This window comes from Dinghuibacter silviterrae (genome assembly GCF_004366355.1).
GTDB classification, from domain to species: domain Bacteria; phylum Bacteroidota; class Bacteroidia; order Chitinophagales; family Chitinophagaceae; genus Dinghuibacter; species Dinghuibacter silviterrae.
This window is the reverse complement of sequence record NZ_SODV01000002.1, coordinates 1,120,184-1,136,064: the sequence shown is the minus strand read 5'-3', so window position 1 is coordinate 1,136,064 and position 15,881 is coordinate 1,120,184. Positions and strand designations below refer to the sequence as shown.

The following is a 15,881-nucleotide window of genomic DNA, read 5'->3' as shown; positions in this document are numbered from 1 at the left end:
CATGAAGACGATCCTTGCTTGTTTGGTGCTTTGTTGTGTAAAAGGGTATGGGCAAAAAGCGGATACCCTGACCTTGCTTTTTCCTTACAATCAATCCATACTGGCACCGGGAGACACGGCCCGGATCAAGGGCTTCATGCATCTGCCCCCGGGCCGGGTGATGACGGGGTTGAGCCTTGCGGGACACTGCGACAATATCGGGGGAGATCCGTATAACGATAGCCTGTCCCAGGCACGCGTGGATGCGGTGCGGCGGTATCTCCGGGGATTGGGCATAGCGGATACCCTGCTGCGCACGACACGGGGATACGGCAAAAGGCAGCCACTGAACGACAACGGCAGCGAGGAGAAACGCGCACTCAACCGGCGGGTCGAAATGATCCGATACACGGGAACGGCCACAGGGCTGAGGACGGGGCCGGGCGACTCCGTATCGAGGGGTGGTGACTCCCTGATCGAATGGAACGAAGGCCCCCTGTCCGCCCTCTTTAAGGACCCGGCGTCCATGCCGGGCAAAACCGTCGTCCTGCGCAGCGTCAACTTTTATGGTGGACATCATTACCCCGAGCCTTCTTCTTATAAAGCACTGAACGAACTGATCCGGTTGATGGCGGAGCAAAAGGGCCTGCAGATCGAAATACAGGGTTTTGTCTGTTGTCTGCCGGACAGCGTGGACGCGCTGGACCTGGACACCCACATCATCAATCTCTCCACGGCAAGGGCCCGTTTTATCTATGACTATCTGGGCGCGCATGGTATCGACACGGCGCGCATGCGGTACAAGGGATTCCAGGCGAGCTACAAGCTCTATCCGGACGAACGCAACGAGCGGGAAAGGGGGGCGAACCGGCGGGTGCAGATCAGGGTCATCGCCTGGAAGCCGGGGTGATCAAAATGCTCGTCGTATCCAGGTAGACTTTTACATAGAGTTGTTCGAGGATGCTTTTGTACACGAAAAAAGCATTATTTGTGCTGGGCAGCTTCATGTCCGCGCTAAACCCGTTTTTCAGGGCTTCATACGCCCGGGACGCGTCCGCGCTGTCATAAAAAAGATTTGTCCATTCAGCGGGTACCCTTGACAGGGGCTTGAGCGCCATCCCATTGCCATAGAAGGCCAAAGGGCTGGTGAATTCGGTTACGGAGAGGTATTCTTCTTTTTTGTCAATGGCCTTTTGTATATATAACAGCTGACACTTTAGGTGATTGCGGACGCGGGCCAGGATAAGGGCGTCGGGTTCCTTTTGACGGGCGGGTATTTCCCAAAGATTATTCTGGAGGCTGAAGGCATCCTGCGCCGTATCATCGATGACGGGTCCCGCCTCATAATGCAGGTTGACGTCCATGGGATGATCCACCCCACTGGTTATAAAAAGCACGAGGTCACTCCTCCAAAAAGAAACCACCTTATACCGGAAGGTGGTACCGTCTTCCGCGACCAGGGTCAGTTTATTTTTGTCCAGATTCCATTTCCCGTACCGGAATAGGGTCTGGATCTTCGCGGTGAATGATCCGTTGTCGTAAAATCGAAAAAAGCTACCCATATCTTCCAGGGGAGGCGTCATGGGGAGGCCCTCATTCGTTTTGCCGATGCGGGGCGTCGAGACATCTACCAGGGACCAGACCTTTCCGGTCAACCGCGGTTTGAGCGAACACGAGGTGAGCAAGACAAGGAGGATGAAGAAGGACATGGGTTTCATGTCCTCAATATACGGACGTACGCGCATATACGTCCCCGTAATCAGCCCCCGGCCTTAACAATAATGTAACCTTCCGTTATCGGCCTATTCATATCTACTTGGCAACTTTGAATAACCAACCCATTCAATCATGAAGCCAACCGGGATCCGTGTTGCCCTACCCGTATTTCTATTGGTTTTACTATCTTCGGCGAGGGAGAAACACTCCATGGATGACCTACCCCTCAATATGATCCAGGTCATCGGCTCGCACAACAGCTACAAACAAGCCATCGACCCGCCGCTTTTCAACATGATCCGGTATATGGGGCAGTCCATTGCCAATTCCCTGGACTATACCCACATCAGCCTTTCGGATCAGCTTTCGATGGGCTTATGCAACCTGGAGATCGATCTGTATGCGGACACGCAGGGAGGCAAGTATGCCCATCCGAAGGGACTTTCATGGGAAGGCCGGGCCAGCCGGGACTTTCCTTATGATCCGGCCGGGGAGATGAAGGCGCCGGGTTTTAAGATCATGCACATCCAGGACATCGATTTCCGGAGCAGTTGCCCTACACTGACCGCCTGTCTGAACGAGTTACGGGCATGGTCAGACGCCCATAAAGGACACCCGCCGGTCTTCATTACCGTCAATGCCAAGGATGACCGTATCCCGGGCCTGACAAAGCCGGAAAAGTTCACTGCCGGCGTTTTTGACCAACTGGACAAGGCGCTCGTTGAAGGCCTGGGCGCGGACAAGCTGCTCACCCCGGACGACGTCAGGGGCAGCGAACCTACGCTGGAACGCGCGGTTCTGGACGGACATTGGCCTACCATGAGCAATGCTAAAGGAAAGTTTATTTTTATCCTGGATGAAAAAGGCAAAAAACGCGCCGCGTACATGGCCGGGCATCCTTCGCTGCAACACCGCGTTTTGTTTGCCGATGCGCCCTCAGGGACACCGGAGGCGGCTTTTCTGATCATCAACGATCCCATCAAAAACCTGGACAAGATCCGGGAATATGTGCGGCGGGGCTATATCGTCCGGACCCGCGCGGACGAGGGCACGACGGAGGCCCGGCGCAACGACCTGAATCGCTTTCGCGCCGCCTGCGCGTCGGGGGCGCAGATTATATCCACGGATTACTACAGGGAAAGTACCTTGTTCTCTTCTCCATACGTCATCCGGTTCGGAGAGGGGGGATACCTAAGAGAAAACCCACTCATGGGAGATGAGCGGGTTTTAGCGCGGCAATGATTGATTCCTTGTATTTAAAACACCTGTGTAATCGACTCGTTGTTGTTATTCAACACATCAATGAGATTGGTACCCGCGTCATAAAATACCAGGCCTGTATTTTGCCCGATACTTTGATTGTCGAACGCAAAGCCGCGATCGCCGATATACCCGTCGACGTACGTGGGATCGTAGGGGAAAGCATACCCCGCGAGCCCCTGGCCCAGTGAGCTAAAATTGGAATTGAAACCGCCCGAATTCCGTTGCTCTACAGCAAATACCCCTGTTCCCGGACGATAGCAAAACAGCGCGTCCTGATGCCCGTTGCCGGTGAAATCATAGGCGAATATCCGATCCTGTGGCAGACCGACGCTGAATTGCGGGAACCCGCTGGATGTTTGGTATACAGGGCTGAAGGACCCGTTTACATTTTGCAAGACCCATACGGCCTCATTGCCGGGACGATAACAAACAAGATGGTCCATTAAGCCGGAGCTATTCCAGTCATACGCGATGATCTGGTCCTGAAGCTGATTCATATTGTACCCACCAATGCCGCCGCCTTCAAACACGGGAGAAAACGTCCCGTTTACATTCTTCAATATCCAGACGGTTGCGGCAGAACCGGACCTGTAAATCAATAGGTGATCCATTTTGCCGCTGCCGTTATAGTCGAACGCGATGATCTTGTCTTGAACCTCGGAAAGGTCAAATCCGCCGATCCCGGTGGAAGATTGAAAAACGGGGACCCAGCTTTCCGTCTTTAGCCGCCACTGCAATATCCAGACCGTCTTGGTCCCAGGCCGGTAACAGAGGAGACAGTCGTTGTGTCCCGAACTGGTATAATCAAAGGCGATGATTTTATCCGCTGCAAGGTCCAGCGCATTGTCGCTGGCCGTCCTCGGCCCTCCCAGAAGGTCATATCCTCCAATGCCCGTGGTTGACTGCCAGATCGGAGAAAACGAATTGCTGTTGTTCTGCATAATGGATATCAAACCGGCCCCGGGACGGTAGAGCAGTATATGGTCCATTTTCCCGGTACTGCCTACACCGTTAAAGTCAACGGCAATAGCCCTGTCGTTAACGGAGGTCAGGTTATACCCGCCCATGCCGGAGGTAGAGGCTTTCGCTCCGGAGGAAAGGGACAGCGCTGAAGGCCCGCTTTTCCGGCAGGCCGCCAGGATGGAAAGCAGGGCAATGACACCGAGGATTTTGATTTGGTTCATGGTTATATTTTTGGCAATGAATATAAGTAATCCTACCTAACAGACTGGACAACTTGGAGAAAAATCCGGGCTGCGCCGCAAAAAACCACATAGATTATACTGACATTCAATGACGTAAGCAAAAACAAATCCCTCAAAATCAGATAATAAAAAAATGTCGTACCTTCAGGATGCCTTACAGGCGTATAAACACTAAATCCGATCCCATGAAGACATTCAACATTCTTTTGTTGGCGGTCCTTTGCAATGCATTGCTCATCTTTGGCATTCTGGTCGCCATCAACATCCCCGACCTCGATCGTCTTTCACAAACCAACTGGCTTACTTTTGCACCGATCGCGGTCGTGTACGCCATCGTCGTCGCGCTGCTCGGTTTATTGATGGGAAGCGTCGTCAACGGATTGCTGGTGTATCCCAAAAAACGCTGGCGCAACTTCCGCATCAGCCAGCTGAACGTAGGCCTTTTCTTCCTGGTGCTGGTCCTTTATTTTGCGTGGGCCACGGGTTCGTTTGGCAACAGCAACAACGATCCGTCGAAGAAACACGTAAGCCAGTCCTGGATGCACGGTGATTTGTTGTACAAGGACATCTCGGAAAGAGGGTTCAAGGCATTTTAGCCTTTGAAGTGATACGTAAAGGTGAGGAGGTAGTACCTTCCCAGCATCTGCCCATAATTGTATTGTTTCATGGTGGGGGTGATGACCTCGTTTACGCTGGCAGATTGATCGAGCAGGTCGTGGGCGGACAACTTCAATTCCCCCTGTTGCCTTTTGAAAAAAAGATGGGCCAGGGAGGCATTCCATACGTACGTGGTGGGGTTAAAACCCACCGGCCGGCCGCTGTAGGCGGTATAGGTGAGGTCGCTGCCCAGCTCCCATCCGTTCCGGCTATAGTATAGCCCGTCTACACGCAGGTTTTGCACCGCATAGTGGGTGTTTTGCGAGGGCTCTGCGGAATACACCGCGATGTTGTACGCAGGGTGGTAGCTGACATTCAAATCGAGGTGATCGGGCAGGCTGCTGGTCCATTTGATATTGCCCGCCAGGGTATAATTGCTGGACGTGTTCAGGATGCCGTTTATGTAGCCGACACTGTGCATATCCCCCAGGTCCAGCCCCAAACCGACATTGGAGGCAGGGTGTTTTAACCGGAATCCATAATCGAAGTTCCCCGAAAGGTTATAGTTCCCATTCAGGTTGGAATAGGTGGTGGTATCGACCCCGGTGGCCAGGTTGACGGTGGTGCGGTCGGTGACCTGGTTCTCCGTGACCGAGGCCCGCACGGAGGCAAAAACATGGCTGAAGTCTTTTCGGCTAAACGTCCGGAAAGAAACGCCCACCGAATGGGTAAACGACTGCCGGAGCCCGGGATTACCAATGATCACATTGAGGGGATTGCTGTTGTTCACCAGGGGCTGGAGCGCGGTCAGCGGAGGCTGCGTCGTCTGGCCCTGGTAGTCTATCCGGATGCTTTTACCACCCTTGGGCATAAAGTCAAGGGTGGCCAGGGGGGAAAGGTTGAGGTATCGTTGCGACAGGGTGGTGCCGTTACTGAGGTTGTTGCTTTGGTTCTCCCCGTCCTGGAGGTTCAGGCCGGCCGTGGCCTGGAGGTGGTTGCTCCCATATTGGTACCGGAGACCACCGGAGTGTTTCCAGTATCGGTCGGCAAAAAGATTGGTCAGCAGCGAATCCGGTACATCATACCGATGGGTGGTGCTGTCCCACTCGCTGGTGGCGCGGCCGGTGCGAGACCGGACGAAGGAATAGCGGTAGTCAGCCGTCAGGGAGGAGTGTTTGCTCAGGGGCTCGGTATAAGATACCGCCACTCCATACGAGAAGTTTTTGTTGGGATCGGTGTAGTACTGGTTCGCCGAGGCGAGGCTGTCCGGGCGGCCCGGGTTGAAATAGGTGTTTTGGTATTGATTGGTCCCGCTGCCGGTCCCGTTGGTGGCATTGATGTCCGCCGACACCGAAAAGTTCCGTCCTTTTTTCCCCAGCCGTCGTCCCCAAAGGATGGAGCCGCCGCCGTTGGTGGTGGAATTGGAACTCCCGGACGTACTGTTGGCGTTATTCAAAGGAACCGTCACTCCCTTGATGGAGGTGGAGGTATTTTGATTGCTGCTGACGTTCGAATTCACCGACCCGTTGGCCCGGATGGTCAGGTGGTCGGCGCTGTCCAGGTCGGTCTCAAAATTCAGGTTCAGGTTTTGACCGTTGCCATGGTTTTGGCTGCCTGATTGCTGGGTTTTAAAGATCGAGCTGTCACCCGGGATCAGGTTCTCGGTATAAGACCCCACCGATGAATTTCCCTTTTGGCCGTTGGCCTGGTAGCTACCGGAAAACTGGGTTCGCTTTGTCCATTGGTCGGAGAAATTGATCCCCCCCATCAGGTTCCGCTGGGTGCCACCCATGACGGGTGTGGTATTATCCGCCCGCCCGATGAGGGAGTTCATCATGTTGCCGTGGAATTGGTGCAACCCCACCCGACCCGAGTAAAGGGTCTCGTTCCCATCCCCACCGGCGCCGGCCTCCGCCTGTCCGAACAAGCCTGCCTTGATGGATTTTCGCAGCACGATGTTGATCGTTCGGATACGGACACCATCGTCCACGCCCGTAAACTTGGCCTGGTCGCTTTTGTCGTCAAAAACTTCTATGGTCGCCACCATGTCCCGGGGCAGGTACCGGAGCGCGACCTGGAGGTCGTTGCTAAAAAAACGTTTTCCGTTGACGAGGATCTGTTTGACGGTATCCCCCTGGGCCATCAAGGTACCGGTCTGCAGGATATCTATCCCGGGCATCTTTTGCAGAAGGTCGCCTACCGCCGCGTTGGGCCTTGTGTGGAACTGGTCCGCTGCGTAGCTGGTCGTGTCCCCGTGTACGCGCACCGGTCTTTCATCCCGGACGACCACGTCCCCGAGTTCCGCCATGGCAATCTGCATGTAGATCCGTAGACGCACGATGTCCGGCTGGCGGTCGCTTAGACGGATGCGCCCCCACCAGGTGCGATACCCCTGAAAGCTTACGGTCAGCAGGTAATCTCCCAGGGGGAGCCGGCCAACACTAAAGTTATTGCCCCGGGTTAAGGCCGTAGCCGCAGTGGTCGTGTCCTTACCTACGATCCGTAAGAGACGAACGGTGGCCCCGTCAAGTACTTCGTGTTGGGTCGTGTCCAGTAAACGGCCGCTCACACTCCCCTGAAGTTGGGCCGCGGCGGGGCAAGTTATCAAGAGCAGGGCAAACCAAAGGGCAGCAAGACGCATATGGCAAGATAACGCGTCTTTTCCAAGTATGGTATACCGCCCGTCACGCCCTAGGGTTGTCGCGCCCTAGGGTTGTCGCGCCTGGAGCAGCGACATCGCGAGCGTCCAGCTAAAAAAGCCGCCGCCGCCGGCCTGTTGTATCACTGGCAGGTATGAACGATCGAAGTAGGCCGCCAGCGACAATGCATACAACCCGTTTTTGGGATCGAAAAGCGTCCCCGACTCGTACCCCTTCTCGTGGTTCTTTCCGCGCTGTTGGTCGAAGGCCACCTTGCTGTTGACAAACTCCCCGTGGGTCTTCTCACCGGTCATGTAGGGCAGGAGGTAGTCGACACAGTGTTTGATGGAGGCACCTTTGGGGGTTTGCCAGGTGAAATAGTCTTTGCCGGTGGCGCGCTGCAGCACCATACAGGTCCTGAGCAAGGGTTCAAGGTCGTAAAGGTGGTAGTGAAAAGCGTCTCTTTCGAGGAGGTCCCAGGTGGTGCCATCGGCGTTGAGGTTGACGGCCAGCTGTGCTTCGAGACCCTGCCGGCAGATGGTGTCGTATACTGTCGTATGGATGGTGTACGCAATGAGCGTGACGATCTTCAAACGATGGGAGTTCCAGTTGTTGAAGGAGGTGGTTTTCCCGGGTCTGGCGTACTTGCTGAAAGCTTCGGCGGCGGCAACGCTGTCGAGCCAGGCGTCGACCGGGGACCGGTCCGCGGTGGAAAACTCGCCGCGCACGAGGTCGTAGCCGGTGATCATGTCTTCGAGCTTTGTCTCGTCGATGGGGTCGCCGGTGGCTTTGTTGGTGCGCGCCCAGGCGAGCAGGTAGTCGCGGGCTTTGTCAAGGTAGCGTCTTTGGCGATCGAGCCGGTAGACGAGCGCCAGGCTGTAGACCTTCTGCCCGTCTTCGACAGCCTTGAGGCTCGCCGTCTTGAGGGGGTTACCCTGGAGGAGCCCCTCGGACCGGATCTTTTCGATGGGGTTGGGGGTCTGTCCGAGGGCCTCGTCGGCGGCGGTCTTCAGGGGTGCGAAAACGGTTTTGTACGCGTCGCTGGTGTCGATCAGGTGACGAAGGGTGGACAATTCCGTTTTGTTCAGACTGACGAATTGGGCGCGAGTGCCAGCGGCGAGGGCGACGAAAAAGAGTATAAAGGGGATGCGCGTCATCAATAGCCGGGATTTTGCACAAGGTTCGGATTTACATCCAGTTCACTTTGTGGTATAGGGAAAAACAAATGGTTGTTGTCGATGGTGTACCCCTGGGCGGCCTTGATGGACTGGTATTTGCCCAGCCGGATGAGGTCCCAGCGTCGTTGCCCTTCGGCTCCAAGCTCCCATGCCCTTTCGTTGACGAGGGCGTTGATGAAATCGGAGGAAGCGGGGGTATTGGTAAAAGTAAGCAATTTGTTCGCAAGCCCCGCCCGGGTCCGGACCTGGTTGATGCCGTTGAACTTGGTGGGGTCGGCGGGGTTGATGTTGTTGAGGGCTTCGGACTGCATGAGCAGGACGTCGGCATAGCGGAGCACGATAAAGTTGTTGCGTCCGCTGGCACCGGCCTTAACACCGGGGTCACGGTACTTGGAGATCCAGTGGAAACCGCCGGAGACGGTGCCCACGGCGACGTCACGGCGGATGGTATCTTCGGGATCAAAGGAGTTGAAATAGGAATTCAGCGCGATCAACGAACCATATCCTCCGTAGGTGGGGAGTGTGGTGGGATCGAACATCCGGTTGGTGAGGTTGACGGCGTTGGGGGCCGCGCCGAACTGGATGCTGAACAGGCATTCTGGACCGTTCTTGGTACCCACGGCAAAAATACTGGCATAGCTGGACACCAGGGTGAGCACGGTGGGATTCGCCTGGGCATACGCGATGACCTTGTTGCACTCGGCAAGCGCGTTCTGGTTATCGGAGGCGTTGGCAAACGAGGTACTTGCGTGTTGGAGGTAAACCCGGGCGAGCATGGCGGAAGCGGCTTCGGTGGAAATCATGCCGATGTCGGCAGTGGGGATCTGGGCCATGTGGACGCAATTGGTCTCGGCATACTGGAGGTCTGCGATCACCTGGGCGTATACCGTCGCGGCGGCGGTCCGTTTGGGGTAAAGGGGTACGCTATCGGAATAGGGCGCCAGCAGGAGCGGGACGTCCCCATAAGCCCGGACGAGGTCGAAATAGGCCATGCCCCTCAGGAAATGGGCGTTGCCCACGATGTTGTTCCGGGTGGGCACGTCCATGTTGATCCCCGGTACGTACGCGATCACGTCGTTGGCGTTTTTGATGAGCTTGTAGCTGTTGACCCACCAGTTGGTGACCTCGCTGTTGGTGCCGGTATAGGTACCCGCGTACAGGTCACCCCGGTCGCCCGAAATGGGATTGGGGTACCACATATCCATGGGGTCGCCGACGATGTATACGGTCCGCTGGTAATAGGTCTGGGCCTGTAAGGGGGAAAAGACGCCGTTGAGCGCGGTCTGGGCGTCCGCGGCGGTTTTATAGAAATTGGAGGGCGTCAGAAAGCTGTGGGGGGTTTCCGTGAGCTGTTTGGTACAGGAAACGCTGGCCAGCAGGGCGAAAAATCCTATGATTCGTTTCATGACAATCGTTTTTTAAAATCCAAACCGTACGCCGACCAGGTAGGTCCGGTAGTTCGGATAGGCATTGTAATCGGTGCCCAAAGAAAGGGCGTTGCTGGTGGGAAAAGAATTGACCTCGGGGTCATAACCGGGATAAGACGTGATGGTGGCCAGGTTCTGGACGGTCGCATACACGGACGCGGACTTGAACACGGCGGTCATTTTGGGGAGCGGCAACTCGTAAGACAAGGTCACTGTCTTGAACCTCAGATAGCTCCCGTTTTTGATCACGTCGCTGGTGACCCCCATACTCCTCCGGAGGACGCTGCTGACCCTGGGGAGCGTATTGCTGGTGCCGGGTCCCGTCCAGCTTTCCGTACCGATATAGGCCAGGCGGTTGAAGTTGTTGGACCCGTTTTGCACTTCGTACAAATTCTCGTCGAAGATATTGTTCCCATAGACCCCCTGGATAAAGACGTTCAGGGTGAACCGGCCGTAGGTAATGGTATTGGTCATCCCGTAAGTGAACTTGGGCAAGGCGTGACCGATGATGGTCCGGTCGGAACCGTTAATAAGGCTGTCCCCGTTCAGGTCTTTGTAGATGGGGTCTCCGGGCTGGACGGCTTGTTTGGTACCGCTTTCGGCGATCTGTTGTGATGTCTGCCAGATGCCGTTGAAAACGTAGCCGTAAAAGGAACCGATGGGTTTACCCACCAGCAGGATCCCCGACTTGAAGGTAGCGGACGGGAATATGCTGCTGCTCAGGTCCCCGGCATAAATCTGCTGGTTGCTGCCCAGGCTCAGGACCTTGTTGCGGTTGGTGGAAAAATTGAGGTATGTCGACCACTTGACCTTGTGGGTTTCTATATTCCGGCTGTTGATCCCAAACTCGAACCCCTCGTTTTGCACCGCCCCGGAATTTTCCAGGATGCTGGAGTAGCCGGAGGTTTGCGGGATGCTGACGTTCAACAGGAGGTTCGAGGTTTTTTTATAGTAGAAGTCCCCGGTAAAGGTCACCCGGTTGTTCCAAAGACCAAGGTCCAGCCCCGCGTCGAAGGCGGCGGTGGATTCCCAGCTCAGGCTGGGGTTGGGGATGTTGCTGGGGGAAATGCCGACGACCGGGGTGGGCGTTCCGCCCAGGGAATAGGCGTTGTTGGAATAGGCGGATAAAGATTGATAATCCCCGATCTCCTGATTACCTGTCACCCCATAGCTGGTCCTGAGTTTCAGGTCGCTGATCTTTTTGATCCGGCGGATAAACGGCTCCTCCGACAGTCTCCACGCAAAGGCCCCGGAGGGGAAGTAGCCCCATTTGTTGTTGGCCCCGAAACGCGAAGATCCGTCCGCCCGCATGGTGAAGGTGAAGAGGTATTTGTCCATGAGGCGGTAGTTCAGCCGCCCGAAATAGGAAGAGAGCACGTTGTCCTGGTAGGAAGAAGCGGGCGTCCCTGGTGTACCGACGCCTAAGTTGTTGGATCCTTCGGCATTCGTGGAAAGGTTGGTGATGCCTTCACTAAAGCTTTTCTGGTACCAGTGCTGGAAGGTAAAACCGCCCACGACGTTGATGGCGTGGATGCGGTTGAATTCCCTATCGTAGGTGATGGTGTTTTCGTTGAGCCAGGTATAGTTCTGGGTAGAGCTTTGGGAAGCGGACCCGCCGTTGGCGGCCGCAACGTAGAGGTCGGTGGGGACGAACTTCCGTTCCCCTCCGTTGAGGTAATCTACGCCAAAGGTGCTCCGCAGGTGAAGCCCGCGAAGCAGTTCATAGTCTGCAAACACGTTGGTAAAGGCCCTTAGTCCATAGTTCCCGTCCTGGGCCTCGTTGGCATACGCCACCGGGTTGCCGATAGGAGACACGATCGGGCCTGGACCGTTGACATAGGTATAGGCACCGGTGCTGTCCCGGACGGGGAGGATCGGGCTGAAACGGACGGCATCCCACAGGACGCTGGGCGTAGTCCCGCCCCCGCTGGTATTGACCGTGGGCGCGTCCTGGTACCCGTAGGACGCCTGGGACGACACGGCGACATGGACTTTCCCCATATACTGATCCAGGTTGAAGTGGACGATCCCCCGTTTGTAATCGGACCCGATGATGATCCCCTGCTGGTCAAAATAGTTCAGACCGAGGTAGTACTTGCTATCCTCGGTTCCGCCGCTCAACCCCACCGACATATTCGACACGGGGGCGACGCGGAAGATCTGGTTTTGCCAGTTGGTACCGGCGCCCATGGCGTTGACCTGGGCCTGGGTATACGGTGGGGGTATGTTGGTATTGTTGAGCTGGTTTTGCTGGGTCTGGAGGGTGATGAGGAAGTTGCCGTATTGCTGGGCATTCATCATCTTGTATTCTTTCGTGACCTGTTGCTCGCCCGTATAGGCTTCGATCGTCAGGGAGCGGCCTACCCTGCCCCGGCGCGTCGTAATGATGACGACCCCGTTGGCACCCCGGCTGCCGTAAATGGCCGTGGCCGAGGCGTCTTTGAGGATGTCGATGGATTGGACGTCCGAAGGATTGATGGTGGTGATATCGGCCCCCGCAAAACCATCAACGACGTACAGGGGTTCACTGCTTGAATTGATCGAGTTGGTTCCGCGTATCCGGATGGAGAAAACGGTGCCCCCGGGTTGAGACTGGCTTTGCGTCACCTGTACCCCGGGCACCTGCCCTTCAAGCATCTGGTCCGTACCGATCACCGGCACCTTGTCCGCATCGCGCATAGGGACGGAAGCCACCGCCCCGGTCAGGTCTTTTTTCCGGGTGGTCCCGTAACCGACCACCACAACGTCCTCCAGCCCCTTGGAGGTTTCCTTGAGGACGATCTTTAGCGGGGTTTCCTCCGCTTTGATTTCGGTGGATTCATAACCGATGGCCGTCACGATGAGGATGGGATTTTTCGTCCGGCGAACGTCGATCGAAAAGGATCCGTCATCTGCGGCGATCGCACCGGCGCTTCCGCCTTTTTGGTGAATCGTAGCACCCGAAACAGGGTGACCGGTCGCGGACACCACCGTCCCCGTCACCTTGATGGTTTGCGCCTGTAGCGGGACATAGGCGCATAGCAGCAGTAAGAGTGGAAAAAATAGTTTTGGCATGGCAATCGTTATTAAAAAGAACTATAGAAGGTTTGACAGCAGGCGTCCCTCCTGGTCCCCGGTGATCTTTTTGATCATTTCGGGACAGGTGGTACAGCCATATCGTTGGGCGCTCCTCAATAAAAGGGGCACCGCATTTTTGAATTCAAAGGGATGGATCTGCGGACCCGTCCACGGCTTGTCCCCGTCGAGGAAAGGCAGGATGGCGTCAAATGCCTTTTGGAGCGATTTCCCTGAAGGAGACGTCCACGTCCAGAGGTTGGTCGGGGTTTGTTCCGACATCTGGGCGATCACATAAAACGCGTTCAGCACAAAAACCGAATAGTGCAGGGAAGTCGTCCGTTTCAGCTCCAGGGGGAAAAGGCCGTCGTCGTTCATTTCCGCATCCAGCCTTCCGGCCGCCCTCAGCGCAATCTGGTTCGCCAGCTGTGTGCTGTCCAGGTAAAGGGCAATGGACAGGCTTTGGGCATCGTACCAGACGCCGTGGTTGTTTTTGGCATGCATCTCGTCCAACCCGATCGGGCTGGTCTGCAGCCAAAAGAGGAAAGACCGGAACCAGTCTTTGAGGCCCTTTTGATCACCCGCTGTCCAGGCCTTCGAAGTCTTTATAAGGTCCACCCCATCGAGGAGGAACGCAAAATTCCGGGTTTCGATCAACCCCGGCGCCCGCCCGTCGGTGACGCCTTTTACGGCCTGTCCGAAATTCAGGTTGGGGTTCATCCGGGTAGCGGTATCGAGGAACCATACGCGCAAAAGCTCCGCCGCATGCCGGGCATACTTCTCTTCCCCGGTGAAATAATACGCCAGACCCAGTGTATAGACGCCGTCACAAAGTTTGGTGATGTTCTCCTTGTCCTTATAGTTTTTGACTTCGGGGTTGACGTCTCCATCCCTGCCTATATAAGGTACCCCGCCCGGCTTTGACGGGTCGGGCCAGAAGTAGGGCGCGATGCTCATATAATCGTGCTTGCTGCCGCTGGGCGGCATTCCATCCTTTTGCATGACACTCACCGGTCCCCAGCCCAAAAAACCGTCGGCGTCTTCCCGCAGTTGGGCAAACGCCTTTTGACAGGCCGGGTCATGGGCCTGTACCGCGCGCTTCCTTTCGGCAAGCAGGCGGAAGTCCAGTTTGATCATGTCGGACCTGGACAACAGTTGTGTCTGTGCAAAAACGTCCTTATACAAAGGACACAGGAGTAAAGCAGCAAAGAACATCCTTTTCATCAGCAATCAATTTTGGGCGCTATAGCAAGAAATCCTCACGGGTGGGGCTAAACGCATCGACCAGGACACCCTGTTCCAGGCATACCGCCCCGTGCACCAGGCCGGAGGCTACGTAGTAAGCATCTCCTCCTTTCAACACCCTTTTCACTCCGTCCATTTCTATCTCGAAAACACCGCTTTCGACGTAGGTGATCTGCGAATGCGGGTGATGGTGCAAGGGGCCGATGCCCCCGCTCTCGAAACGCACCCGCACCACCATCAGGCGATCGTCATACGCCAGTATTTTCCGTTGAACACCATCACCCACACTTTCCCAAGGAAGGCTTTCATCCTCTACAAAACCTTTAACCAGGCCGTTTATCTTCATAGTTGCATTTCCATCAATATTATTTCAAACATGGGGCGAATGCGGTCTCCTGTGCAGAAAAAGATTTCAAAAAAAATCCCCTAATCTTTAATTTTCATTCAGTATTTCCAGCGAAGTACCTCTTTTTTTTAAATATTCTCTCACCGGCAACGTTTCCGGTAACGCTATCGGCAGTTGGTCCATCGGGCATATTTTTCCCCCTATCTTTATACCGTAATGAACAAACCCGCTACGATAAAAGACATCGCGCAAAGGCTGGGGATCTCCATTTCGACGGTGTCGAGGGCCCTCAGAAATGCACCCGATATAAACGCCGAAACCAAACAGGCGGTGGTCCTTTTATCAGAGGAGCTGAACTACCAACCCAACAAGCTGGCGTTGAGCCTGCGTCAAAAACAAACGCACACGATCGGGGTGATCGTGCCCAATCTGGATTATGTCCTGTCCACGATGATCCGGGGCATCGACGAGGTCGCCCTCGAAGCGGGCTATACGGTCATGGTCTGTCAAAGCAATGAATCGTTCGGCCGGGAAATCCTCAACACGGGACGGTTGCTGGACAGCCTGGTCGACGGGTTTATCGTGTCCGTGTCGAGCGAAACGAAGATCTTCGATCACTTTAAAAAGGTACAGGCCAGAGGGCTACCCATGGTCGTGTTCGACCGGGTCACGCCGCACCTCACGGCGCCGAGCGTGCGCCTGGACAACGAAGAGGGCGGGCTGCTGGCCACCGAACACCTGTTGGACCAGGGGTACAAACGGATCGCGGTGCTGGCGGGTCCGGCTAACTTAGGCGTCAGCAACAGCCGGGTGGACGGCTATCTCAAAGCGCTGAAAAAACGAAAGGTCAATATCGACAGGCAATTGGTCGTTCACTGCGACTTCAACCAGAACTATGCGTACTACGCCACGCTTGAATTGCTGGCCATGCGCAAAAGACCGGACGCGATCTTTACCATCAGTGACCGGATGGCGCTGGGGGCGATGCTGGCCATTAAGGAAAAGGGACTCTCGATGCCCCACGACATCGGCCTGGTGGGTTTTAACAACGAGCCCATCGTCAACCTGCTGACCCCTACCATCTCCAGCGTCGACCAGCCGTCCTTTGACATGGGGAAGGCTGCGGCCAAGCTGTTTATCGAGGCGATGCACAACCAGGAGGATATGTATCATGTAGAGGAGGTGCTACGACCGAAGCTGTTTGTCCGGGAGTCCTCGAAGAGGCTTTAAGA

At 55.6% G+C, this 15,881-nt stretch carries 12 protein-coding genes; 4 read left to right on the top strand and 8 right to left on the bottom strand.

All coding sequences use genetic code 11. From position 1 onward, the window contains the following. The first annotated feature begins 1 nt into the window (after position 1). On the top strand, positions 2–889 hold the full coding sequence (locus EDB95_RS21930; RefSeq protein ID WP_133997324.1) for an OmpA family protein: 888 nt from the start codon (positions 2–4) through the stop codon (positions 887–889). Here the strand turns inward: EDB95_RS21930 and EDB95_RS21925 are convergent. Further along, entirely contained in the window at positions 867–1,697 is an 831-nt protein-coding gene (locus EDB95_RS21925; RefSeq protein ID WP_133997321.1) for a lipocalin-like domain-containing protein, read from the bottom strand. The genes EDB95_RS21930 and EDB95_RS21925 overlap by 23 nt on opposite strands. Positions 1,698–1,905: 208 nt before the next feature. Between EDB95_RS21925 and EDB95_RS21920 the strand changes: the two genes are divergently transcribed. Further along, on the top strand, positions 1,906–2,937 hold the full coding sequence (locus tag EDB95_RS21920) for a phosphatidylinositol-specific phospholipase C1-like protein (protein WP_246073762.1): 1,032 nt from the start codon (positions 1,906–1,908) through the stop codon (positions 2,935–2,937). Between the two features lie 14 nt (positions 2,938–2,951). Here the strand turns inward: EDB95_RS21920 and EDB95_RS21915 are convergent, their stop codons facing one another. Then, a complete protein-coding gene (locus EDB95_RS21915) occupies positions 2,952–4,142 on the bottom strand; it encodes a hypothetical protein (protein WP_133997315.1) in 1,191 nt (396 codons plus the stop codon). Between the two features lie 206 nt (positions 4,143–4,348). Between EDB95_RS21915 and EDB95_RS21910 the strand changes: the two genes are divergently transcribed. After that, positions 4,349–4,759, top strand: a complete 411-nt coding sequence (locus tag EDB95_RS21910) for an Asp23/Gls24 family envelope stress response protein (protein ID WP_133997312.1) — start codon at positions 4,349–4,351, stop codon at positions 4,757–4,759. Here the strand turns inward: EDB95_RS21910 and EDB95_RS21905 are convergent. The 6 genes from EDB95_RS21905 to EDB95_RS21880 form a co-directional block, all read right to left on the bottom strand. Further along, positions 4,756–7,401, bottom strand: a complete 2,646-nt coding sequence (locus EDB95_RS21905) for an outer membrane beta-barrel protein (RefSeq protein WP_133997309.1) — start codon at positions 7,399–7,401, stop codon at positions 4,756–4,758. The two genes, EDB95_RS21910 and EDB95_RS21905, sit on opposite strands and share 4 nt — an antisense overlap. A gap of 66 nt (positions 7,402–7,467) precedes the next feature. Further along, complete coding sequence (locus EDB95_RS21900; RefSeq protein WP_133997306.1) at positions 7,468–8,556, bottom strand: alginate lyase family protein; 1,089 nt, start codon at positions 8,554–8,556, stop codon at positions 7,468–7,470. Beyond that, the gene (locus tag EDB95_RS21895) at positions 8,556–9,983 is read right to left on the bottom strand and encodes a RagB/SusD family nutrient uptake outer membrane protein (protein WP_133997303.1); all 1,428 of its coding nucleotides are present in this window, start codon (positions 9,981–9,983) and stop codon (positions 8,556–8,558) included. The genes EDB95_RS21900 and EDB95_RS21895 overlap by 1 nt, the downstream gene beginning before the upstream one ends. A 12-nt stretch (positions 9,984–9,995) precedes the next feature. Then, entirely contained in the window at positions 9,996–13,058 is a 3,063-nt protein-coding gene (locus EDB95_RS21890; protein ID WP_133997300.1) for a SusC/RagA family TonB-linked outer membrane protein, read from the bottom strand. 21 nt (positions 13,059–13,079) lie between these two features. Further along, positions 13,080–14,282, bottom strand: a complete 1,203-nt coding sequence (locus EDB95_RS21885) for an alginate lyase family protein (RefSeq protein ID WP_133997297.1) — start codon at positions 14,280–14,282, stop codon at positions 13,080–13,082. Between the two features lie 19 nt (positions 14,283–14,301). Then, complete coding sequence (locus tag EDB95_RS21880) at positions 14,302–14,649, bottom strand: cupin domain-containing protein (RefSeq protein WP_133997294.1); 348 nt, start codon at positions 14,647–14,649, stop codon at positions 14,302–14,304. A gap of 216 nt (positions 14,650–14,865) precedes the next feature. Between EDB95_RS21880 and EDB95_RS21875 the strand changes: the two genes are divergently transcribed. After that, positions 14,866–15,879 (top strand): LacI family DNA-binding transcriptional regulator, encoded by a 1,014-nt coding sequence (locus EDB95_RS21875; protein WP_133997291.1) that lies wholly within the window; start codon positions 14,866–14,868, stop codon positions 15,877–15,879. The last annotated feature ends 2 nt before the right edge of the window (positions 15,880–15,881 follow it).

Coding starts and splice junctions, on each gene's coding strand:
- EDB95_RS21930 (WP_133997324.1), top strand. CDS start 2: ATGAAGACGATCCTTGCTTGTTTGGTGCTTTGTTGTGTAAAAGGGTAT.
- EDB95_RS21925 (WP_133997321.1), bottom strand. CDS start 1,697: ATGAAACCCATGTCCTTCTTCATCCTCCTTGTCTTGCTCACCTCGTGT.
- EDB95_RS21910 (WP_133997312.1), top strand. CDS start 4,349: ATGAAGACATTCAACATTCTTTTGTTGGCGGTCCTTTGCAATGCATTG.
- EDB95_RS21885 (WP_133997297.1), bottom strand. CDS start 14,282: ATGAAAAGGATGTTCTTTGCTGCTTTACTCCTGTGTCCTTTGTATAAG.
- EDB95_RS21900 (WP_133997306.1), bottom strand. CDS start 8,556: ATGACGCGCATCCCCTTTATACTCTTTTTCGTCGCCCTCGCCGCTGGC.
- EDB95_RS21895 (WP_133997303.1), bottom strand. CDS start 9,983: ATGAAACGAATCATAGGATTTTTCGCCCTGCTGGCCAGCGTTTCCTGT.
- EDB95_RS21905 (WP_133997309.1), bottom strand. CDS start 7,401: ATGCGTCTTGCTGCCCTTTGGTTTGCCCTGCTCTTGATAACTTGCCCC.
- EDB95_RS21915 (WP_133997315.1), bottom strand. CDS start 4,142: ATGAACCAAATCAAAATCCTCGGTGTCATTGCCCTGCTTTCCATCCTG.
- EDB95_RS21890 (WP_133997300.1), bottom strand. CDS start 13,058: ATGCCAAAACTATTTTTTCCACTCTTACTGCTGCTATGCGCCTATGTC.
- EDB95_RS21875 (WP_133997291.1), top strand. CDS start 14,866: ATGAACAAACCCGCTACGATAAAAGACATCGCGCAAAGGCTGGGGATC.
- EDB95_RS21880 (WP_133997294.1), bottom strand. CDS start 14,649: ATGAAGATAAACGGCCTGGTTAAAGGTTTTGTAGAGGATGAAAGCCTT.
- EDB95_RS21920 (WP_246073762.1), top strand. CDS start 1,906: ATGGATGACCTACCCCTCAATATGATCCAGGTCATCGGCTCGCACAAC.